Source organism: uncultured Granulicatella sp. (genome assembly GCF_963515095.1).
GTDB lineage: Bacteria > Bacillota > Bacilli > Lactobacillales > Aerococcaceae > Granulicatella.
The window spans coordinates 23,764-47,112 of sequence record NZ_CAUPXD010000009.1 but is presented as its reverse complement, the minus strand read 5'-3'; the positions used below and the strand labels follow the sequence as shown (position 1 = coordinate 47,112).

Sequence of the window (23,349 nt, the reverse complement as noted above, 5' to 3'; positions counted from 1 at the left end):
TAATAGTTTTCGGACTATTACGCTTTTTCTTTATATAAAATTTTATTATTCAGAGGGAAGACTGATACAGTTGTTGAGTTTATTTTAATACAGTTTTGTGGTATACTGTTGAAGGAATAGAAGTAGTCAGTGAGGATTAAAGGAGGAAACAATATGACCCCTAATAAAGAGGATTATATCAAAGCAATTTACAAATTAGGTGGCAATTATGAAATCGTTTCTAATAAGTCAATCACTAAAATGCTTCAAATATCAGCAGCATCTACAACTGAGATGCTCAATAAATTAGTATCAGAAGATTATGTAGTTTATGTAAGATATAAAGGAGCTAGACTGACAGAAAAAGGGATATTATTTGCTGAGCGTTTAATTCGTACACATAAAATATGGGAAGTATTTTTAGTACAGTCATTAGGTTTTTCGCCAGATGAAGTTCATGCACAGGCAGAAGTTTTGGAACACGCCTCTACACCTGAATTAATTAACCGATTAGTAAACTTTCTGGATGATCCGACACATTGTCCTCATGGAGAAATTATTCCTACAATACATGAAAATTAAGCAATGCATGAAATAAATACTGATTTGGAGGGGAAATATGTCAACCAAACATCAACGAATTATTGAATACATTGAGTCATTGCCTGTTGGTGAAAAAATATCCGTTCGAAGTATTGCTAAAAATATGCAATTAAGTGAAGGGACTGCTTATCGCGCGATTAAGGCAGCTGAAAATTTAGGAGTAGTCTCAACGATTGAACGTGTTGGGACGATTCGAATTGAACGTAAATCAAAAGATAATTTTGAAAAACTTTCTTTTGGTGAAATTGTAAAAATTATCGAAGGGGAAGTATATGGAGGTTCTGAAGGTTTAGATAAAATTTTAAATCGATTTGTAATCGGTGCGATGACAGAAGATGCGATGACTCGTTATATTCATCCAGAATCATTAGTGATTATTGGGAATCGTAAAGAAGCGCAATTATTAGCACTTGAACAAGGGGCAGCTGTATTAATTACAGGGGGATTTACTGCATCAGATGAATTAATTCGTAGATCTGATGAATTAGCGATACCAGTCATTGGAACAACTTATGATACATTTACGGTTGCGTCACTGATTAACCGTGCAATGACGGATCAATTGATTAAGAAAAAAATCATGATTGTATCAGATATTTATACAGATTATTCACACACACATTATTTAATGATTGATGATACAGTGGAAGATTATAGAAAAATGAATCATAAAACTGGAAATTCTAGATTCCCAGTTATTAATCATTCCAATCGTCTTGTAGGAGTTGTAACAGCAAAAGATGTCATTGGAAAAAGTGATCATCTTGTTATTGAAAGAGTGATGACAAAAAATCCAAGCGTGACTAAATTGCATGCTAGTGTTGCCAGTGTTGCACATTCTATGATTTGGAATGGGTTAGAAATGCTTCCTGTTGTTCAAGATAATATGGAATTATTAGGCATTATTTCTAGACAGGATGTAATGAAGGCTATGCAATTAGCGCAACGTCAACCTCAAGTTGGAAATACTTTTGAAGATGATGTAGATGAAAGTTTAAATGTGTTAGAAATGGATACACAACAAGCCAAATTCCAATTTACGGTAACTCCACAAATGACGAATAATTTAGGGATGTTATCATTTGGTGTTCTTTGCGAAGTTGTCAGTGTAGCATCTAAAGAATTTATATCTCGTAGTCAAAGAAGAAATGCAGTTATTGAGCAATTAGATTTGCATTATTTAAAAATGATTCCAATTGATAGTGAAATTATTTTACAAATTCAATCATTAGATAATGGAAGAAAAATAACAAAATTAGATATTTCAGTGTATTTAGAAAATACCATTGTTGCAAAAGCTGTCATGTCTAGTCAGTTAATGGAAAGGAATTAATTATTAGAATGAATAAACAAGAATATTTAGTAGCCATTGATCAAGAAATCCAAAAAGCAGACTCAATCGTTATTTTACGCCATGAGTTACCAGATCCAGATGCGATTGGTTCTCAAATTGCTTTGAAAAAAATCATCGAAGCAACTTATCCTAGCAAAACAGTGTATGCTTTAGGAGAAATGAATGATGATCTAGCGTATATTGGTACAATGGATACTATTTCTCAAGAAGTATTTGATGCTTCATTAATTATTGTGAATGATACCGCGAATACTCCCCGTATTGATTCTCCTTATGAAGTAAATCCTTCAGAAGTGATTAAAATTGATCATCATCCTGATAGAGATGTATATGGAAAAATTTCTTATGTTGATACCACTGCAAGTAGTACAAGTGAAATTTTATGCCAATTTGTATTTAGTGAAAACTCTCCTTGGAAAGTAAATGAAGAAGTTGCCAATGCATTATATGCAGGGATTGTAGGGGATACAGGACGTTTCTTATATCCAGCAACAACAACAGTGACATTTGAAATGGTTTCTAAATTATTAGAATTCCCAGTGAAAATTTCTGAAATTGCTTATCATATGATTACAAATCCTGTTTCAGTTAGTCGTTTAGCAGGGTATATTTATCAAAATATGGAAATTTCTGAAAATGGAGTAGCAATTACGATTTTAAGCCAAGAACAATTAAAAGAGTTTGGGGTAGAAGAACATCAAACACATGGGGTTATTTCATTACCAAGTACAGTTGAAGGGGTTCATTGCTGGTGTCTATTCGTAGAGCAACCAGATGGTACTTATCGTTGTAATTTACGTTCAAAAGGACCAATCGTAAATGAAATTGCTGCGAACCATGGTGGCGGAGGACATCCTCTAGCGTCTGGTGCTGTCGTGAAAACATTAGAAGAAGTTCATAAAATGTCTGAAGAACTAAATGAATCTTCTAAAAAATTTCTTGCTTCATTGAATAAATAAGGACTTATAGTTGACTTTAGTTGGATAGAATAATACAATGGTTATTGAGTTGGATTATTCTATCCAACGATTGTTTATGCAATTAATTTTGAAAAATTAAAAATGAGACGGAGGTGACTCAATGAACTCAGGACTATTAACTGGAGGCCTCGCGATCTTAACTTTAGTAATCGGAATTGTTGCTGGATATTTTGTTTTCAAATCCAATTATGAGAAAAAAGTTGTAGCTGCTCGTGAATCGGCTGAAATGATTTTAGAAGATGCAAAAAAAGATGCTGACCGATTGAAAAAGGAAGTATTATTAGAAGCTAAAGAAGAAAATCATAAATATCGTACTGAAGTTGAAAATGAGTTAAAAGAAAGAAGAAATGAAGTTTTACTTCAAGAAAAAAGGATGATTCAAAGAGAACAAAATCTTGATCGAAAAGATGAAGTTCTTGAAAAACGTGAACAATCTATTGAAGATAAAGAAAATAAACTTCAAGAGAGAGCACAAGTCATGACTGAAAAAGAAGAAGAAATTGACGCTGTGTTATCTGAACAAAAAGCTGAATTAGAACGAATTTCAACAATTAGTCGTGAAGAAGCACAACAAATTATTATGCAAGAAACACGAGATGAATTAAGTCATGAACGTGCTGTCATGATAAAAGAATCTGAACAGCGTGCTAAAGATGAAGCAGATAGAGCTGCCAAAGATATTATCTTACAAGCGATTCAACGTTCAGCAGCTGATTTAGTGGCTGAAAATACTGTGACAGTAATGACTTTACCAAATGATGAAATGAAAGGGCGAATTATCGGACGTGAAGGAAGAAATATTCGCACATTAGAATCATTAACAGGTATTGATTTAATTATTGATGAAACACCAGAAGCTGTAGTGCTCAGTGGTTTTGATCCTATTCGTAGAGAAATTGCTAAAATGACCTTAGAAAAATTAATTGCAGATGGACGTATTCATCCTGCAAGAATTGAAGAAATGGTCGAAAAATCTCGTAAAGAAATGGATGAAAGAATTCGTTCAATTGGGGAACAAGCAACATTTGAAGTTGGAATTCATTCATTACATCCAGACTTAATTAAAATTTTAGGTCGTTTATATTTCCGTACAAGTTATGGACAAAATGTTTTAAATCATAGTATTGAAGTTGCTAAACTTGCCGGTATTATGGCTGGTGAGCTTGGAGAAGATGTAAATCTAGCGAAAAGAGCTGGTTTATTACATGATTTAGGAAAAGCATTAGACCATGAAATTGAAGGATCTCACGTAGAAATTGGAGCAGAGATTGCTCAAAAATATAAAGAAAACAAAATTGTGGTTAATGCGATTGCATCTCACCATGGAGATGTGGAAGCAACCTCGACAATTGCGATATTAGTAGCGGCAGCAGATGCTTTATCAGCTGCAAGACCAGGAGCACGTAGTGAATCCTTGGAAAACTACATTCGTCGTTTAGAACGATTAGAAGCTATTGCTAATGAACACGAAGGTGTGGAACGTAGCTTTGCCATTCAAGCGGGTCGTGAAATCCGTGTTATGGTTCATCCAGAGAAAATTGATGATGCAAGTTCAATTTTATTAGCACGTGAAATTCGTAAACAAATTGAAGAAGAACTACAATATCCAGGACATATTAAGGTTACAGTTATTCGTGAAACAAGAGCTGTAGAATATGCTAAATAATGAAAAACACGCTAGATATCTGGCGTGTTTTTTTATACATAAAAGCAAAAATACACCCCTTCTCAATTAGAGAAGGGGTAGGAGTTTAGTTATTTTGCCCAGCGGATTGAGTTGGTGTTTCATTTCTTGTCGGTACTTGTGAAGTTTGTCCATTTTGTTGTGGCGGTTGTTGTTGCTGAGGATTTTGTTGAATAGTTGTAGTACTTGTTTCTTGTTTTTCCTCGGCTTTAGTACCTAATTTTAATTCATGAGTTACTGGATCTGATGTTTTACCTTTAATAGAGACAGATAAACTAATTTGAACAGATTCACCTGTAATATTTTTAAAGGTTGCACTTGTTTTATCGACTGTTTGTGTTTGACCACCAACACTAATTGTATAACTTGGTTTATCTCCATCAGATTTTACTGCATTCCAAGTTACTGTAATTTCTTTCTTAGCAGCATCATAACTTACATTTAATCCTGATGGTGGAGCAATTCTTTCTTCAACAACTTGTTGTTGCTGTGCAGGTAAGGCTCCTTTTACAAATAATTCTGTACTTACTCGATCAGAAGGAGTATTTGGTCCAGCTAATGCTAATGGGTTTGAACCAACAATAATTGGTGAAGATACAACACTAGAAGGTTGTTCCCAATCTTTAACAGGAGTTTGTTTCATTGCATAATTCATTAAGTGACCATAAATCCATTTAGAATAAGCTTGTTCTGTTAATGTTAAGCCACTTCCTGCTGTATAAGGATTGTCATAACCAGTCCATATTGAAATTGTATAAGCAGGAGAGTATCCAATAAACCATGAATCAGGAATAATATTATCTGTTTCACTTGCACCCATTGCACGTTTTTGTTCCGGCGTATAGTTGCTTGAACCAGTTTTAGCAGCATGAGGAAGATTTCCCATTTTTAAATCATTTGCAAATCCATAAGTGAAAGTATCTTTTAGCATATTTGTAATCATATAAGCTGTAGAGTCTTTCATTGCTTGATGTTGTTCAGGTTTAAATTCTAATACTTGACCATCACGAGTTGTAATTTTTGTAACAGTATATGGTTTTGAATAAGTACCATAGTTAGCGAATGCAGAGTAGGCAGCTGCCATTTTTAATGGAGATAAATTTGCACCAATTGAGTTGCTGTCTACTAAAGATTCTTTTCCGTCATTTATAACAGATAATTCTAGTTTTTTAAGGAAAGCTTGAATATTGTCATTTCCGACTGCTTTAAATGTTTGATATGCAGGAGTATTACGTGATAAGACTAATGCTTTACGCATTGTCATTGTTCCCATATATTGATTATCCCAGTTATTTAATTCAAAGCCACTCGAATAAGTTGTAGGTTTGTCTATTACCGTTTGTCCAGTAGAATAGTTTAAATATTCAATTGCTGGTCCGTAATCCATAATTGGTTTAATGGCAGAACCAGTACTTCTATCATTTTCAGTCGCACGATTATAAGCTAATAAATTCGTTTGCTTACGACCACCATTAATCGCTCTTACAGCGCCTGTAGTAGAGTCTAACATCACAACCGCATTTTGTACGTTATCATCTACGTATTGAACGTATCGATTTGTATTGAGGATTTCATATAAATGATTTTGAGCCTGTGAATTAACAGTAGTTTCAATTGTTAATCCATCGGAATAAACATCTAAACCGGTTTTTTCTTTTACTTCATCAGCAACCATTGTTAAAAATGAATCGAAAATTAAACGGTTATCATCATTAGAAACTTGTTCATGTTCTGCGACTAATCCTTCGTCTATAGGAGTCGATTTAGCTTCTTGTAATTGAGCATCTGTTAATTTGCCATTGTCTTTCATTGATTGCAATACAAGGTCACGACGATCTTTTGCTTGTTCTGGATGAGCATATGGGTCATAGGAACTTGGTGCTTGTGGCATCCCAGCTAGTAGTGCTAATTGAGGAATCGTTAATTCTTTTAATTCTTTTCCAAAATAGTAATTAGCAGCAGTTCCAAATCCATAAGTATTATTCGCCATATATACTTTATTCAAATAATAAGTCAGAATTTGTTCTTTTGAAAATTCACGTTCGATTTGTAAAGCTAATAAAATTTCTTGAATTTTACGTTTATAAGTTTGGTCTTCTTTTTTAGTAGAGAAGACAGATAATTTAATCAATTGTTGTGTAATTGTACTACCACCTTGAGTAATATGACCCGCACGTAGGTTACGGACAAAAGAACCAACAATACGAATTGGATCAATTCCTAGGTGAGAATAGTAACGCTTATCTTCAATTGAAGTAATCGCGTCTTTTAAACCTTGCGGAACTTCTTCCGGTTCAATTAAATCACGATTTTCTCCACCTAATTTTGTAATGAGTTCTTGATCCATATCCAAAATTTGTGTTTCTGTAGCTCCTTGCAAGTCAGCTGCTGTGACATCTGGCGTAGTGGAAGCATAATAGAACACTAATCCTGTGAAACAAACAATGGCAAGTGCAATGAGTGAAAATAATGCTAACATTATTTTTTTCCAAATAGATTTAGCTGTTCCTTTACTTGTTTTTTTTGTTTTACTGTGTTGTGTACGTCTAGATCGGCGTAATTCTGGCATAGAATACCTCCTAAATTTTATCAATTAATTTATCAACTATAGGAATATAATCCAAAATGGATTGAACGGTTAATGAAATGGGGTCACCATATTTTTGGATATACGCTAATGGAATAGATTTTTTGTTTTCTTTATTCTCCTTGATAAAGGAAAGCAAATACTGGCTTTCTAATAAATAATATTCATTTAATGAAGAAAAGTAAAAAATAACAAACACAATTCCACCTTGATGAATACATTCTTCCATATGTTGTAATTGATGTTCATGTATATTTATAAAAGGGAACGAAGTTTTATTTTTCGTTTCTTTTGCTTCGAAATCAATATAGCATCCACGATACACTCCATTATAGTCTGTAGTAGATGCATGACGATAATAAGCTTCTTTAATCACTGCGGCGCTTCGTTTTGGATAATCTACTTTTACGACTTGAATAGGAGTTGGCTTTTTATGGATAACAGCTATTTTTCTTAATCGATAATAATCGTTTGTTTGATTCAATAAAGTTTCTAAGAACATTCCACGACTACCATATGAAACAGTAGAAGTTTGAGTAGAAGAGACTCTTTGTTGTCCTTTTGGGTATTGAATCATAATATCACCTCAAATCTATGCATATTATACCATTGATTGAACACTAAAAGCTAAAATTATTGTTAAGAATGACAACAACTACATTACAATTATATTTCTAAACAGTATTTTAGAGAATTATTTAAAAAAAATAATCAGAAATATTTTACAATTTTACAAAGGTGTTGTAAAATAAATGAGTATGTAAAACCCTCATCAATTTATTTGATGAAGTAAGAATTTTTTGGAGGAAAGCTATGACAGCAAAATTTGAAAAAATCAACACAAATGAAGTTGTGTTAACATTTGAAATTTCAGAAGAATCAATTAAACAAGGTTTAGAAGTTGCTTTTAACCGTGTGAAAAAGAACTTAAACGTTCCTGGTTTCCGTAAAGGTAAAGTAAGTCGCCAAGTCTTTAACAAAATGTATGGTGAAGAAGCATTATATCAAGATGCATTAAACTACTTATTACCAGATGCATACGACAATGCAGTAGAAGAAACTGGTATTTTCCCAGTAACTCAACCAAAAATTGATATCGAATCATTAGAAAAAGGTCAACCATGGGTGATTAAAGCAACTGTAATTGTAAAACCTGAAGTTAAATTAGGTGAATACAAAGGATTAACTGTTGAAAAACAAGATCGTACAGTTTCTGAACAAGATGTAGAAGATCGTTTATTACAAGAACAAGCTAAATCAGCTGAATTAGTTGTTAAAGAAGGTGCTGCTGAATTAGCAGATACAGTTGTAATCGACTTTGAAGGTTTCTTAGGTGAAGAACCTTTTGAAGGTGGAAAAGGTGAAAACTACTCATTAGAATTAGGTTCAGGTTCTTTCATTCCTGGATTTGAAGATCAATTAGTAGGCGCTAAAGAAGGCGACAACGTTGAAGTTAAAGTTACATTCCCAGAAGAATATCATGCAGAAAACTTAAAAGGTCAAGATGCTGTATTCAAAGTAACTGTTCACGAAGTTAAAACAAAAGAATTACCAGAATTAACAGATGAATTTGCTAAAGACGTTGATGATTCAGTTGAAACATTAGCTGAATTAAAAGAAAAATTCCGTAAAGAATTAGAAGAAGCTAAAGCTGAAGCAGCTGACGAAGCTGTTGCTGACTTAGCGTTACGTCAAGCAGTTGAAAATGCTGAAATCGTGGAATTACCAGCTGAAATGGTTCACGAAGAAGTACACCGTCAAATGCAACACTACTTAAACGACATGCGTCGTAACGGTATTACACCAGAAATGTACTACCAAATCACAGGTACAACTGAAGCAGACTTACACCAAATGATGGAAAAAGATGCTGACGTTCGTACAAAAACTAACTTAGTATTAGAACAAATCGTTAAAGATGAAAACATTGAAGTAACTGATGCTGATGTTGATGCAGAAGTGAAAGAATTAGCTGCTCAATATGGTATGGAAGAAGGAGCTGTTCGTGCAGCTGTTTCAGTTGAAATGTTGAAAAACGATATTTCAATGAAAAAAGCATTAGCTTTAATTACTGATTCTGCAGTAGAAGCTTAATATTACAATAATCAGGGAACAATCTTGGAAACAGGATTGTTCTTTTTTATGGAAAATTTTCAATCTAGGATGGACTTTTCTTGTTCAAACTACTCAGATATGCTAATCTACTATTATAGTGTCAAAAAATGAAATGGAGGGTTCTTAGTTGTATAAAGATGAACCAAAACATGTCTGTTGTTCATTTTGTGGGAAGTCACAAGATCAAGTGAAGAAAATTATCGCTGGACCAGATGTTTTTATTTGTAATGAATGTGTAGATTTATGTAAAGAAATTATTGATGAAGAATTATTAACACAATTTTTTGAAGGGGAAATTACAGTACCAAAACCACAAGAAATTCGTGAAATTTTAAATGAATATGTCATTGGACAAGAGAATGCTAAGAAAGCATTAGCGGTTGCAGTTTATAATCACTATAAACGAATTAATCATTTAGTAGATGAAGATGGAGTAGAATTACAAAAAAGTAATATTTGTTTAATCGGACCAACAGGTTCAGGGAAAACTTATTTAGCTCAATCATTAGCGCGTCTATTAAACGTACCATTTGCAATTGCAGATGCAACAACATTAACCGAGGCTGGATATGTTGGGGAAGATGTGGAAAATATTTTACTAAAACTTCTTCAAGCAACTGACTATGATGTTGAACGTGCAAAAAAAGGAATCATTTATATTGATGAAATTGATAAAATTGCACGTAAGAGCGAAAATGTATCCATTACTCGTGATGTAAGTGGTGAAGGTGTTCAACAAGCTTTATTAAAAATTTTAGAAGGAACGATTGCATCTGTTCCTCCTCAAGGTGGACGTAAACATCCACAACAAGAATTAATTCAAATCGATACTACAGATATTTTATTCATTGTAGGTGGAGCGTTTGATGGCATTGAAACGATTGTTAAGGAAAGACTTGGAGCAAAAGTCATTGGATTCGGTTCTTCAAATAAAAACATTTCTGAACATGAAAGTTTAATGCAAATGATTATTCCTGAAGATTTACAAAAATTTGGATTAATTCCAGAATTTATTGGACGTTTACCAATTATTGCAGCATTAGAAAAATTAGAACAAAAAGATTTAGTATCTATTTTAACAGAACCTAAAAATGCATTAGTGAAACAATATCAAAAACTATTCTTAATGGATGAAGTTGAATTAGAGTTTGATCAAGAAGCGTTAGATGCAATTGCAGCTAAAGCTATTGAACGTAAAACAGGAGCTCGTGGACTGCGTTCAATTATTGAATCTGTGATGATGGATTTAATGTTTGAAATTCCAAGTAGGGAAGAAGTCTCTAAAGTCGTTGTAACAAAAGCGGTTGTAGATAATGAAGGGCAACCAGAATTATACAATAAAAAAGGAAAATTATTGAAAGCTTAATTTTTAGGAGGAATTTTATGTCTGCAATTCGTAAGTTTTTTGCAAGTCGATATACGAAAGAAGAATTTTCGTGGATTTTACAAGATTGGGCTAATTCAGTGTATTCATTAATGATTACTACCGCTATTTTTCCAATTTTCTTTAAAACAGTTACAACTAATGCGGGAGTGACTGCTGCTAATTCAACAGCTTATTTAAGTTATGCAAACTCAATTGCTACATTTGTCGTTGCAGTGATGGCACCAGTATTAGGAGCATTAGCAGATTATCGAGGATATCGAAACCCTATGTTTACCATTTCAACGATGGTAGGGGTATTTTCTGTGTTAGGGATGATGTTTGCTGGTAGTGATCAGTGGATGTTTTTATTAATTTTATATACAATTTCTGCTATTGGTTTTTCTGCATCGAATATTTTTTATGATAGTTCAATTATGGATGTAACTACGTACGAAAGAATGGACCGTATTTCTGCTGCAGGATTTGGATATGGTTATATTGGAAGTGTTATTCCGTTTGTATTATTTATGATGATTATGCAATTCTCTCAATTGTCTGGAGACGTCATTGTTAAAATTGGATTTTTCATCACTGCTGTTTGGTGGTTTGTCTTTACCATTCCATTTTGGAAACATGTAAAACAAAAACACTTTATGGAACATGACAAACATCCCGTTTATGATAGTTTTGCACGATTATTTACAACGATTAAACATATTCGTGAACATAAACATGTATTTTTATTCTTAATTGCTTATTTCTTCTATATTGATGGAATTGGAACGATTATTAAAATGGCAACTGCTGTAGGTAGTGATGTGGGATTAGATGGAAATAGTTTGATTGTAATATTGTTAATTGTACAAATCGTAGCATTCCCATTCAGTATTATTTATGGATATTTAGCAAAGAAAATTGGATCGAAAAATACCGTATTTTTAGGAATTGCGACTTATGTGATTATTTGTATTTTAGCAACTGGATTAAAAACTTATACGGATTTCTTATTATTAGCGATTTGTATCGGTACAGCTCAAGGTGGGGTACAATCAATTAGTCGTTCTATTTTTGGGCAAATTATTCCTGCAAATCGTGCGAATGAATTTTTTGGATTTTATAATATTTTTGGAAAATTCTCATCTATTTTAGGAACAACATTATTAGGAATCACAGCGCAAATGACGGGGAATTCATTACATGGAGTATTTTCTCTTATTCTTCTATTCTTAATTGGAGGAGGATTACTATTCTTTGTTAAAATTAATCCTCAAACAACAGAGGAAGGAGCATAATTATGAAAGTGACAAATGCTGAATTTACGATTAGTGCGGTTGGTCCTAATCAATATCCAACGGATCAAAAAGTTGAAATTGCTTTATCAGGCCGTTCGAATGTAGGAAAGTCATCGTTTATTAATCGTTTAATTCAACGTAAGAGTTTAGCTAGAACCTCTAGTAAACCAGGTAAAACTCAGACATTAAATTTCTATCATATTAATGATTTGTTTTACTTTGTCGATGTTCCTGGTTATGGATACGCAAAAGTTTCTAAAAAAGAACGCGAAAAATGGGGAAAAATGATTGAAGAGTACATTACAACTCGTGAAAATCTTGAACTCGTTTTAATCCTTGTTGATTTCCGTCATGAGCCAAGTACTGAAGATGTTCAAATGCGTGAATTTTTAGAGTATTATAAAATTCCTTATCGAATTATTATGACGAAGTGTGACAAAATTCCTCGTGGTAAATGGAATAAACATGTCAGTCAAATTCGAAAAGCTTTTGGAAAACCACCGGAAGAATTATTTTTAACTTTCTCTTCTGAAACAGGAGAAGGGGTAGAAAAAGCTTGGGAATGGATTGAATCAATCGTATTAGATGAGGAGTGAATAGGTTGATTGGGTATAAGACAAATGATGCAATCTCTTTTGAAGAAATATTTCCATTATATGGAGCAGTAGGATGGACGAATTATACGACAAATCCTACGATGTTAAAAAATGCATTAGAACATAGTTTGTTTCTAATTTCAGCAAGAGATGAAAATGGGAAATTAATTGGATTTTTAAGAGCAGTAGGAGATGGTTATTCTATTCTCTATATTCAAGATATTATTGTACTTCCTGAATATCATAGACAAGGGATTGGTACACAATTACTACGTCAAACTCTGGAGTATTTTAATGAAGTTTATCAAATTATTTTAACAACAGATAGTGAGTTAAAAACAATTGCGTTTTATGAAGCTAATGGATTTACGGCTTTGTCTAAATATGGATGTACTTCTTTTATGGCTAATCCATTATTGCAAGCAAAGTAAAAGCAAGATTTTTAAAACTATGGTAAACTTGTATTAAGAAAAGATGGATCAAAGGATGGAGCATATGAAATTAACAATTGATGAAAAATCACAAGCATGGTTTGAAGAAGAAATGGGAGTTTCTAAAGAACGAGGTGTTCGTTTTTTAGGAAAAGTTTATGGATGTAGTCCAATTCATGAAGGCTTTTCTTTAGCCGTAGAAGTTGATACACCAAATAATCCATTTGTTAGTTTGGAAAAAAATGGGATTACTTATTTTGTTGAAACAGGTGATGAATGGTTTTTCCAAGGACACGATTTAGATGTTGTATTTGATGAAAAATTAAAAGAACCATCCTATAGTTATCGTGCCATTCAAACTGCATAATGAAAAATTTAACTTCATAAGTTAGAAACTTTATCTGACTTTTGAAGTTTTTTTGTTTATTTGCTCAAAATCTTATAAAACATTGGACAAATAGAGCATAGTAAGATACAGTTATATAGTTGACTGTACAAAGAAAGGAATGTAGAAATGACACAACCAGCTGTAACTTATCGCTTAATTAAAACAGAAAAACATACAGGTGCTCGTCTTGGAGAAATTATTACACCACATGGAACTTTTCCAACTCCAATGTTTATGCCTGTAGGAACACTTGCAACTGTTAAATCAATGTCTCCAGAAGAATTAGATGAAATGGGAGCAAATATTATTTTAAGTAACACGTATCACTTATGGTTACGCCCAGGTGCGGATATTGTAGATGAAGCAGGAAAATTACATAACTTTATGAACTGGAAGAAAGGAATCTTAACGGATTCAGGTGGTTTCCAAGTATTTTCTTTAAGTGATATGAGAAGAATTGAAGAAGAAGGAGTACATTTTAGAAACCATTTAAATGGATCAAAATTATTCTTGTCTCCAGAAATTTCAATTGATGTACAAAATAAATTAGGGGCAGATATTATTATGAGTTTTGACGAGTGTCCAGATTTCCATCATACTCATGATTATGTGAAAAACTCTATTGCTCGTACAACAAGATGGGCAGAACGTGGATTGAAAGCTCATAAATCTCCGGAAACTCAAGCTTTATTTGGAATTTTACAAGGAGCAGGATACAAAGATTTACGAATGAATCATGCTAAAGATATGATTTCTCTTGATTTCCCAGGGTATTCTATTGGTGGATTATCTGTAGGGGAAACAAAACAAGAAATGAATGAAGTATTAGACTATGTGACGCCACTGATTCCGTCTCATAAACCACGTTATTTAATGGGAGTAGGTTCTCCTGACTCATTAATTGATGGAGTGATTCGTGGAGTTGATATGTTTGACTGTGTACTACCAACACGTATTGCAAGAAATGGGACTTGTATGACGAGTGCCGGACGTTTGGTTGTAAAAAATGCGAAATATGAACGTGATTTCCGTCCAATTGATGAAAAATGTAATTGCTATACTTGTCGTAATTATTCTCGTGCGTATATTCGTCATTTATTTAAAGCAGATGAAACATTTGGCTTACGATTAACAAGTTATCATAATTTATACTTCTTATTGAACTTAATGAAACAAGTTCGTCAAGCGATTATGGATGATAATTTATTAGAATTTAGAGAAGCATTTTTCGAAGAATATGGATTTAATAAAGAAAATGCTCGTAATTTCTAGTATTCTTAGGAAAAATTTGATACAGTAGTAATACATTAAATGAAGGAGTGTTGAAAATGAGTCAATTAGCATTAATGTTACTTTATATTGTAGGTTTAGGAGCCCTTTGGTGGTTTATTGGTCGTAAAAATCGTGAGCGTAATAAAAAATTACAAGAGCAAATGAATGCTTTGAAAGCAGGAGACCACATTGTTACGATTGGTGGTTTACATGGAATTGTTCATTATATTGATACGGATGCACAAACTGTTGAAATCGATTGTGATGGTGTTTATTTAACTTTTGAACGTCGTGCGATTCATCATGTTGTTCCAACTGTTGGAGAAAATAATGTTCCTGTTGTTGATGGAGAATAGTAAGAACTTTTAGTCATGATGGATAAACAAGAAGAATTTTTAGAACAATTTCGTCCTTGGTTAGGATATAAAACGATTGAGTTTATTACACAAGGATATGAATCGATTTCCAGTTATGATATTGCAAGTTATTTTGTGACGTATCGCTGGAAGAAGCAGAAGCCTGAAAATTTGTTTGAACAAATTTATCAGTTGAATCAATTAACGATTAATGATTATTTTGATTATGAATCAATTATGGCTCAAACTTCAACGGAAATGACATTGGACACCATTGATTTGAGTGCTTTGTTAGATTAATATTTTAGTTGAAATTGACTTTTTTAAGTAGTAAAGGACGCCAGCAAACCTATGGTTTCATGGCTAAACTACTACTAGGAAAAGTCATTTCTTTTTTTGTTGAAACATGAATGTTCATGTATAATAGTTTCAGTAAGAAAGGTTGTGGAGTATGAAACATCGATTTAAAGTTTTAGAAGAATTTATGGAAGTTTTTAAACTACAATGGAATCAATTATTGAATCAAAGAATAAATGAAAAAATACATCATCATGAAGAACATTCTCATGAACACAGTGAACATCATAGTCACCATCATGATTCTCACCATCATTCTCATGAACACGATGAATATCACAGTCACGATTATGATTCTCATCATCATTCACACGAACACGGTAGCCACCACCATCATGATCATTGTGGAGATTGTTCGGGTCATCATCATCATGAAATTCCTTGGCAACGCTGGGTTCTTGCGATTGGTATGTTTGTATTAGCATTGATGTTAGAAAGAAGTGTAGGATGGGTTGCGAATGCTTTATTTCTTTTAACCATTGCTTGTATTGGAAAAGAAGTCATTACTGAAGGGATTTTGGATACTATTGAGGAAACAAAGCATTTTAAAAAGTTTCGTCCTAATGTTCATTTACTAATGACACTTGCTGCACTAGGTGCAATTTTTATTGGAAAATTTGAAGAAGCAGCAATGCTAATTGTTATATTTACGATTGCTCATTCACTTGAAGAATATGTTGAAAACAAAAGTCGTAAAGATATGACTCAATTATTACAATTGCAACCAAAAGTAGCTTTGAAAAAAATGAATAACGGACACTTTGAAGAAGTAGATGCTTCTTCTTTAGAAGTTGGAGATATTATTCAAGTATTGAATGGTAGTCAAATTTCAGCAGACGGAATAATTATTGAAGGAATGTCCTCTATTAATCAAGCTTCTGTAACTGGGGAATCCATTCCGGTTGAAAAAGAAGTAGGAAGTGAAGTATTTGCTGGAACTTTAAATTTAACACAAACACTGCTTATTAAAGTTACTAAAAAACAACAAGACAGTGTACTTGGAAAGATTATTACCTTAGTTCAAGATGCAGGTCAATCTTTAACTCGTACAGGTAGTTTCTTAAAGAAATGGGAACCAGTCTATGTCACAATCGTATTGGCTTTATTCCCAGTTGTGTTAGCGATTGGAATTTTATTGTTAAAATGGGATTTCTTAACAGCTTTTTATCGTGGAATGGTTTATTTAATTGCGGTATCTCCATGTGCACTAGCCGCTAGTGCTACACCAGTAACGGTAGCAGCTATTTCAACTTTATCTAGAAAAGGAATCTTTATTAAATCTGGAGCTTCTTTAGAAAAAATGTCTGAAGTTGAAGCGATTGCTTTTGATAAAACTGGTACACTAACAAATGGTACACCGAAAGTTGTGGCAAAAGTGATGGATAAAGATCGTGAATTTGAATTATACTCCATTCTTGTATCGATGGAGAAAAAAGTAAATCATCCATTAGCCTTTGCAATCGTAGAATCTGGATTAGCTTATCGTACTTACTCATTATCTGTTACACCAAAAGTAGGAATTGGATTAGAAGCAACTTACAGAAATCATACTTATCGTATTGGAAAACCTTCTAGTTTTGCTACATTAAGAAAATATACAGCAATTGTTGAGCAATGGATGAATGAAGGGAAAACAGTTGTAGTTTTAAGTGAGGATCATTTAGTAGTTGGAGCAGTAGCCCTTTTAGATACTCCGAAAGAGGAGGCAAAACAAGTGATTGATTATTTCAAAGAAGAAAATATTCAAACGATGCTTTTAACGGGAGATTCTATTCAAACAGCTGAGGCAATTGCTAATGAATTAGAAGTGGATGAAGTAAGAGCTAATGTATTACCAGAAGAAAAAGCAAATACCTTAAAAGAGTGGTCTATGAAATATCCGACAATTGCAATGGTTGGAGATGGTATTAATGATGCACCAGCATTAGTGAATGCAGAAGTTGGAATTGCAATGGGAAAAGGAACGGATGTTGCAATGGAATCAAGTGATATTGTATTGATGAATAGTCAATTAGATTCTTTAAAAACATTACATAAAGTTTCCAAATTAATGATGACTGTTACAAAGCAAAATTTAATTTTTTCTTTATTGATTGTGATTATATTAGTGCTATTAAATTTCCTTAGTTGGAGTGATTTAACACTTGGAGTCATTCTTCATGAAGGAAGTACAGTAGTAGTGCTATTACATGCATTAAGATTAATTGTTACACCAATTGAATAATGATGAAAATTTCTCTTTCAAATTCATAGAAATGAAAGAGAAATTTTTTTTGCAAAAAAATGTTTGACATTCAAAATATTATTTAGTATAGTTTGAATATCAAATGATTTGATATTCAAACTAATTAGGAGAAAGTAATGGAAACAACTCTAGAGAAAATTAATGAGTATTTGGTAGACGTCTTTAACCAAATGCTAGATATTGAAGAATCTTCATTGGCACAAAGTCAATTCAAAGATTTATCGATTAAAGAAATGCATGCAATTGAAGCAATCGGCATGTACCATGAGCATACGACAACAGAAGTTGCCAATACATTAAATGTGACCGTTGGGACGCTAACAGTAGCAGTTAATGCATTAGTAAAGAAAGGTTATGTCGAACGTTTAAAGGATGCAAAAGATCGTCGTATTGTTAGATTAGGTTTAACAAGTAAAGGTCGTCTCTTGTATCGATTACATCGTAAGTTTCATGAAAAATTAGTGAAACGTACGATTGAAGGAATGAACGAGGAAGAAATGGCTGTTTTAGTAAAAGGACTTCATAATTTATATAACTTTTTACATGAAGCCAAAGCTGAAGTTCAAAAAGGAGAGATTTGATGTCCACTGTAAAAGTGATTCATACAAGTTCTTATCTACCAATTCATGAAATAAAAAATGCTGATTGGGAGCTTCAATTGGATACTACAGATGAATGGATTCAAAAAAGAACTGGAATTCAAACTAGACGCTACGCTAAAGAATTAACAACAAGTGATTTAGCGATAAAAGCTGCTCAAAAGCTTTTAGAAGAGTCTGCGATAAAGCCAGAGGAAATTGAATTTGTCATTGTAGCTACAATGACTCCTGACACTATGAGTCCTTCTTGTGCAGCGAAAGTTCAAGGAGCAATTGGAGCCAATCATGCATTTGCATTTGATATTAGTGCCGCTTGTGCAGGATTTGTATTTGCTTTATCAACAGGAATAAAGATGCTCTCAGCTGGAAATCAAAAATATGGTATTGTGATTGGTGCTGAAACAATGTTATCTGTTTTAGATTGGAAAGATCGCTCAACTGCCATTCTTTTTGGCGATGGAGCAGGTGCGGTTCTATTAGAAAAAACAGATGATGCAACATTATTTGTTGAAACTTTGCGTTCTGATGGCCAAAAAGGAGACGCTTTAGTTTGTGGAGAAAGATTAGAGCAATATACACTTTCCACAATGAAAATGGACGGTAGAGGAGTTTTTGAACTCGTTTCAAGGGAAGTTCCTAAAAATATTTCAGAAACTCTAGAAAAAGCTCATATGAGTGCAGATGAGGTAGATTTGTATATTCTTCATCAAGCAAATATTCGATTAATCGAACAAGTTGCAAAAAAATTAAAACAACCAATTGAAAAATTCCCAACAAATCTAGCTAGTGTAGGAAATACTTCAGCAGCAAGTATTCCAATTCTTTTAGATGAATTAGTTCGAAATCAATTGATTACAATTGGTAGTGGTCAAAAATTACTACTAAGTGGCTTTGGTGGCGGATTATCTTGGGGAAGTATGATCATAACAATTTAACTATTTGGAGGAAACAAACATGACATTCGAAAAAATTCAAGAAATTATTACAGAGCAATTAGGAAAAGAAAAAGAAGAAGTACAATTATCAACTAGCTTAAAAGATGAATTAGAAGCTGACAGCTTAGATTTATTCCAAATCATTAATGATATTGAAGATGAATTTGATGTAAAAATTGATACAGAAGATGGATTAGAAACTGTAGAAGATTTAGTAAAATACGTTGATAGTCAATTAGAAGAAAAATAATAAGGAATGAGTTATATGGAATCAAAAATTTGTCAATTACTTGGTATCCAGTATCCTATTATTCAAGGTGGAATGGCATGGGTTGCGAATCCATCTTTAGCAAGTGCGGTATCTAATGCAGGTGGGCTAGGAATTATTGCCTGTGGACATGCTCCTGGTCCAGTTGTACAAGGATTTATTGATGAAATGAAGCAATTAACGGATAAACCATATGGTGTGAATATTATGTTATTAAGTCCGTTTGTTGATGAAGTTGTCGATGTAGTCTGCAAAGCAGGTGTAAAAGTTGTTTGTACTGGAGCTGGAAATCCTGGAAAATATATGGATAAATTTAAAGCGGCAGGTATTACTGTAATCCCAGTAGTGGCTTCTGTAGCTTTAGCAAAACGTATGGAAAAAGCTGGGGCTGACGCTGTTGTCATTGAAGGAATGGAAGCAGGCGGACATATTGGTAAAACAACTACCATTGCTTTATTGCCTCAAGTAGTCGATGCTGTAACTATTCCAGTTATCGCAGCTGGTGGTATTGGTGATGGTCGTGGAATGGCAGCTGCATTGATGTTAGGTGCTGAAGCTGTTCAATTAGGAACTAGATTTTTAATTGCAAAAGAATCTACTGCCCATGATAACTTTAAGCAAGCAGTGATTAAAGCAAAAGATATTGATACAGTAATTACTGGTCAAATTACAGGACATCCAGTTCGTGTATTAAGAAACAAATTAACCAAAATTTATTTACAAGCAGAAAAAGAAGAAACAAGTAAAGAAAATCCTGATTTTGAACGATTAGAAGCTATTGGAAAAGGAGCTCTTAGACGAATTGTTGTTGAAGGGGATACTCAAATGGGATCGATGATGGCAGGACAAATTGCTGGTTTAATTCAAAAAGAAGAAACTTGTAAAGAAATTATCGAAGAATTAATGAGAGATTCAATAAAAACGATTCAAGAACAAATGAAACGTTTTAAAGAATAATTTTTTTACGCAAAATTTATTTTGAACTTCAAAGTATAAGGAGTGCTTATGAAAACGGCTTTTATTTTCCCAGGACAAGGAAGTCAAAAACCTCAAATGGGGTTAGAGTTTCTAGATAATCCTAAGGGTCAAAATTTATTAGAACAAACACAAAAAGTATTAGATTTTTCGGTATTAGAACTATTAGAAGATGAACATTCTACGAAGCTTCATGAAACAAAATATACACAGCCTTTATTATTATTTGTTTCTAAACTTATTTTACAGTTTCTTGAGGAAGAAGGATTTCATCCAGATATCGTTGCCGGTCTATCTCTTGGGGAATATAGTGCATTAATGGCAAGTGGTGCATTAAGTTATGAATCAGCTTTGATGCTTGTTTCAAAACGAGGAGAATGGATGCAAGAGGCAGCTAATCAAAATGCTGGTACAATGGCTGCTATTTTGGGATTAGAAGATGAAGTCATTGAAAAGGTATGTAAAGAATTACAAGAACAAGGATTATTAGTATCGCCTGCCAATTATAATACACCAGGACAATTAGTAATCGGTGGAAAAAAGGATGCTGTTGAAATAGCAGTAGAAAAATTAAAAGAACAAGGTGCAAAACGTGCGATTGTTCTTCCCGTAAGTGGAGCTTTTCATACAGAATTAATGACTCCTGCAGCAGAAAAATTTAATGACTTTATAAAAACAATTTCGTTTCAAATACCAAGTATTCCAGTATTAAGTAATGTGACTGGAGTACAACATTCTATTCCTATTAAAGCAGAAATATTGACACAACAAATCACTCATTCTGTTAAATGGAAACAAAATGTTGAATGGATGTTAGAACAAGGTGTACGAGTGTTTGTAGAAATTGGACCTGGAAAAAGTTTATCTCAAATGATTAAACAAATTGCCAAAAGTCATTCAATCGAAGTAACTGTACTTCAAACAGAATCAATGAAGTTATTGGATCAAACAGTACAAGAATTACGTAGAATGAAAGAGGAGAATATATGAAATTTATCGATAAGACAGTCGTTGTAACGGGAAGTAGAAGAGGAATTGGATTAGGCATTGCATTAGCTTTTGCAAAAGAAGGGGCTAATATTGTCCTAAATGCAACTTCAGAAATTGACCAAGAAGTATTAGAGCTATTTACTCCATATCCAGGAGAAGTTCTATGTGTTGTTGGTGATATTTCAAAATTTGAGGTTGCTGAAAGTTTAGTGGAACAAACGATTGAGAAGTTTTCAAAAATAGATGTATTAATTAATAATGCTGGAATTACTCGTGATGGATTAGTATTAAAAATGAAAGAAAAAGATTTTGATGATGTCATTGATATTAATTTAAAAGGTTGTTTCAACTTAATTCGTTTTGCTAGTCCATATATGGTACGTCAAAAATCGGGAAGTATTATTAATATGACAAGTATTGTTGGTGTATCTGGTAATGCTGGTCAAGTCAATTATGCTGCAAGTAAAGCAGGAATTATTGGTTTAACGAAATCAGTAGCAAAAGAAATTGGTTCAAGAGGAATTACCGTTAATGCTATCGCACCTGGATATATTGATACTGAAATGACACAAGCACTTCCAGAAAAAATTCGCAAAGAATGGGAAAAACAAATTCCAATGCGTAAATTTGGAACAGTTGAAGATATTGCTGAAGCTTGTTTATATTTAGCCGAACAAAAATATATGACAGGACAAGTATTACAAATTAACGGTGGTTTATATATGTAAAGGAGGAAAAACATGAATCGAGTAGTCATTACAGGAATGGGTGCTATTACACCATTAGGAAATGATGTTGCCAGTTTTTGGGATGGATTGAAAAATGGTAAAAATGGTATAGATTTCATTACAAAATTTGATACGAAAGATATTGATGTTCATGTAGCTGCAGAAGTAAAAGGATTTGATCCTACTTTATATATGGACCGAAAAGAAGCAAAGCGAATGGATTTATTTTGCCAATATGGAATTGCGGCAGCGTTACAAGCAGTTGAACATAGTGGAATTACTCATAAAAATACGGATTTTGACCGTTTTGGTGTCATTGTAAGTTCTGGTATCGGTGGGTTACCAACGATGGAACAACAAATCATCAAAATGCATGACAAAGGTCCAACGAGAGTTGCTCCATTATTTGTTCCGATGACAATTGGGAATATGATTGCTGGAAATATTTCAATGAAAACAGGAGCTAGAGGAATTTGTACTTCGATTGTAACAGCTTGTGCAAGTGGAACTCATGCGATTGGTGAAGCTTTCAGAAATATTAAGCATGGTTATTCTGATGTCATTTTAGCTGGTGGTTCAGAAGCAACGATTTGTGAAATTGGGATTGCAGGATTTGCTGCTTTAACAGCATTAAGTAATAGCAAAGACCCAAATGCAGCTTCTATCCCATTTGATAAAAACCGTAATGGTTTTGTGATGGGGGAAGGAGCAGGAGTTGTTGTTTTAGAAAGTTTAGAACATGCTCAAAAAAGAGGAGCAACGATTTATGCTGAAATCGTTGGTTATGGAGCAACAGCTGATGCTTATCATATGACGGCTCCTACACCAGATGGTAGTGGTGCAGGAAAAGCAATTTTACAGGCTTTGAATGAAGCGCAATTATCTCCAAGTGATGTAGATTATATTAATGCACATGGAACAAGTACTCCTGCAAATGATTCTTCTGAAGTAACAGCAATTCGCTATGCTTTAAAAGAAGCTGCAGATAACGTACATGTTTCAAGTACAAAATCAATGACAGGACATTTATTAGGTGCTGCAGGAGCTATTGAAGCGATTGCCTGTATTAAAGCAGTTGGAGAGGATTTTATTCCACCGACGATTAATGTAAAAGAACAAGATGAAGCATGTTCTGTAAATGTAACAGCACTAACAGGTGTTGCAAAAGAAGTAAATGTTGCCATTAGTAATTCATTAGGATTTGGTGGACATAATGCAGTATTATGCTTTAAAAAGTGGAAAGGGTAAT

The 23,349-nt window shown here is 33.4% G+C and carries 23 protein-coding genes; 21 read left to right on the top strand and 2 right to left on the bottom strand.

From position 1 onward, the window contains the following. Positions 1–153: 153 nt before the first annotated feature. The 4 genes from RWL86_RS03635 (at position 154) to rny (ending at position 4,582) form a co-directional block, all read left to right on the top strand. Complete coding sequence (locus RWL86_RS03635) at positions 154–561, top strand: metal-dependent transcriptional regulator (RefSeq protein ID WP_314077225.1); 408 nt, start codon at positions 154–156, stop codon at positions 559–561. A gap of 37 nt (positions 562–598) precedes the next feature. Then, positions 599–1,915: a DRTGG domain-containing protein gene (locus RWL86_RS03630; RefSeq protein ID WP_314077224.1), complete on the top strand. Its 1,317-nt coding sequence runs from the start codon at positions 599–601 to the stop codon at positions 1,913–1,915. An 8-nt stretch (positions 1,916–1,923) separates the two neighbouring features. Then, a complete protein-coding gene (locus RWL86_RS03625) occupies positions 1,924–2,895 on the top strand; it encodes a bifunctional oligoribonuclease/PAP phosphatase NrnA (RefSeq protein WP_314077223.1) in 972 nt (323 codons plus the stop codon). Positions 2,896–3,016: 121 nt separating this feature from the next. Continuing rightward, positions 3,017–4,582: a ribonuclease Y gene (gene rny, locus RWL86_RS03620; protein ID WP_314077222.1), complete on the top strand. Its 1,566-nt coding sequence runs from the start codon at positions 3,017–3,019 to the stop codon at positions 4,580–4,582. Positions 4,583–4,667: 85 nt separating this feature from the next. On the opposite strand, the gene RWL86_RS03615 is transcribed toward rny, so the two are convergent. Further along, positions 4,668–7,169, bottom strand: coding sequence for a PBP1A family penicillin-binding protein (locus RWL86_RS03615; RefSeq protein ID WP_314077221.1), 2,502 nt, complete (start codon positions 7,167–7,169; stop codon positions 4,668–4,670). Positions 7,170–7,179: 10 nt separating this feature from the next. Further along, the gene (recU, locus tag RWL86_RS03610) at positions 7,180–7,767 is read right to left on the bottom strand and encodes a Holliday junction resolvase RecU (RefSeq protein ID WP_399534388.1); all 588 of its coding nucleotides are present in this window, start codon (positions 7,765–7,767) and stop codon (positions 7,180–7,182) included. Positions 7,768–8,000: 233 nt separating this feature from the next. Here recU and tig point away from each other — a divergent pair, with 233 nt between their 5' ends. From tig to fabF, 17 genes are all read left to right on the top strand, one after another. Further along, complete coding sequence (gene tig / locus RWL86_RS03605; protein ID WP_314077219.1) at positions 8,001–9,281, top strand: trigger factor; 1,281 nt, start codon at positions 8,001–8,003, stop codon at positions 9,279–9,281. A 148-nt stretch (positions 9,282–9,429) separates the two neighbouring features. Continuing rightward, complete coding sequence (clpX, locus tag RWL86_RS03600; protein ID WP_314077218.1) at positions 9,430–10,668, top strand: ATP-dependent Clp protease ATP-binding subunit ClpX; 1,239 nt, start codon at positions 9,430–9,432, stop codon at positions 10,666–10,668. Between the two features lie 17 nt (positions 10,669–10,685). Beyond that, the gene (locus tag RWL86_RS03595) at positions 10,686–11,960 is read left to right on the top strand and encodes an MFS transporter (protein WP_314077217.1); all 1,275 of its coding nucleotides are present in this window, start codon (positions 10,686–10,688) and stop codon (positions 11,958–11,960) included. Positions 11,961–11,962: 2 nt separating this feature from the next. Next, complete coding sequence (gene yihA, locus RWL86_RS03590; protein WP_314077216.1) at positions 11,963–12,556, top strand: ribosome biogenesis GTP-binding protein YihA/YsxC; 594 nt, start codon at positions 11,963–11,965, stop codon at positions 12,554–12,556. Positions 12,557–12,561: 5 nt separating this feature from the next. Next, positions 12,562–12,987 (top strand): GNAT family N-acetyltransferase, encoded by a 426-nt coding sequence (locus RWL86_RS03585; RefSeq protein ID WP_314077215.1) that lies wholly within the window; start codon positions 12,562–12,564, stop codon positions 12,985–12,987. 64 nt (positions 12,988–13,051) lie between these two features. After that, positions 13,052–13,354: an iron-sulfur cluster biosynthesis protein gene (locus RWL86_RS03580; RefSeq protein WP_314077214.1), complete on the top strand. Its 303-nt coding sequence runs from the start codon at positions 13,052–13,054 to the stop codon at positions 13,352–13,354. 147 nt (positions 13,355–13,501) lie between these two features. Further along, a complete protein-coding gene (tgt, locus tag RWL86_RS03575) occupies positions 13,502–14,647 on the top strand; it encodes a tRNA guanosine(34) transglycosylase Tgt (RefSeq protein ID WP_314077213.1) in 1,146 nt (381 codons plus the stop codon). A 56-nt stretch (positions 14,648–14,703) separates the two neighbouring features. After that, positions 14,704–15,003: a preprotein translocase subunit YajC gene (yajC, locus tag RWL86_RS03570; RefSeq protein WP_314077212.1), complete on the top strand. Its 300-nt coding sequence runs from the start codon at positions 14,704–14,706 to the stop codon at positions 15,001–15,003. Between the two features lie 15 nt (positions 15,004–15,018). Beyond that, positions 15,019–15,303 carry a post-transcriptional regulator gene (locus tag RWL86_RS03565; RefSeq protein ID WP_314077211.1) on the top strand — a complete coding sequence of 95 codons (285 nt, stop codon included), beginning with the start codon at positions 15,019–15,021 and terminating at the stop codon, positions 15,301–15,303. A gap of 151 nt (positions 15,304–15,454) precedes the next feature. After that, positions 15,455–17,584, top strand: coding sequence for a heavy metal translocating P-type ATPase (locus tag RWL86_RS03560; protein ID WP_314077210.1), 2,130 nt, complete (start codon positions 15,455–15,457; stop codon positions 17,582–17,584). A 137-nt stretch (positions 17,585–17,721) separates the two neighbouring features. Then, on the top strand, positions 17,722–18,186 hold the full coding sequence (locus tag RWL86_RS03555) for a MarR family transcriptional regulator (protein ID WP_314077209.1): 465 nt from the start codon (positions 17,722–17,724) through the stop codon (positions 18,184–18,186). Continuing rightward, complete coding sequence (locus tag RWL86_RS03550; protein WP_314077208.1) at positions 18,186–19,139, top strand: beta-ketoacyl-ACP synthase III; 954 nt, start codon at positions 18,186–18,188, stop codon at positions 19,137–19,139. The genes RWL86_RS03555 and RWL86_RS03550 overlap by 1 nt, the downstream gene beginning before the upstream one ends. A gap of 19 nt (positions 19,140–19,158) precedes the next feature. Then, positions 19,159–19,389 (top strand): acyl carrier protein, encoded by a 231-nt coding sequence (locus RWL86_RS03545; RefSeq protein ID WP_314077207.1) that lies wholly within the window; start codon positions 19,159–19,161, stop codon positions 19,387–19,389. Positions 19,390–19,404: 15 nt separating this feature from the next. Further along, entirely contained in the window at positions 19,405–20,364 is a 960-nt protein-coding gene (gene fabK, locus RWL86_RS03540) for an enoyl-[acyl-carrier-protein] reductase FabK (RefSeq protein ID WP_314077206.1), read from the top strand. Between the two features lie 48 nt (positions 20,365–20,412). Continuing rightward, positions 20,413–21,372 (top strand): ACP S-malonyltransferase, encoded by a 960-nt coding sequence (gene fabD / locus RWL86_RS03535; RefSeq protein ID WP_314077205.1) that lies wholly within the window; start codon positions 20,413–20,415, stop codon positions 21,370–21,372. After that, entirely contained in the window at positions 21,369–22,100 is a 732-nt protein-coding gene (fabG, locus tag RWL86_RS03530; RefSeq protein ID WP_314077204.1) for a 3-oxoacyl-[acyl-carrier-protein] reductase, read from the top strand. The genes fabD and fabG overlap by 4 nt, the downstream gene beginning before the upstream one ends. A gap of 12 nt (positions 22,101–22,112) precedes the next feature. Beyond that, positions 22,113–23,348, top strand: coding sequence for a beta-ketoacyl-ACP synthase II (gene fabF, locus RWL86_RS03525; RefSeq protein ID WP_314077203.1), 1,236 nt, complete (start codon positions 22,113–22,115; stop codon positions 23,346–23,348). The last annotated feature ends 1 nt before the right edge of the window (position 23,349 follow it).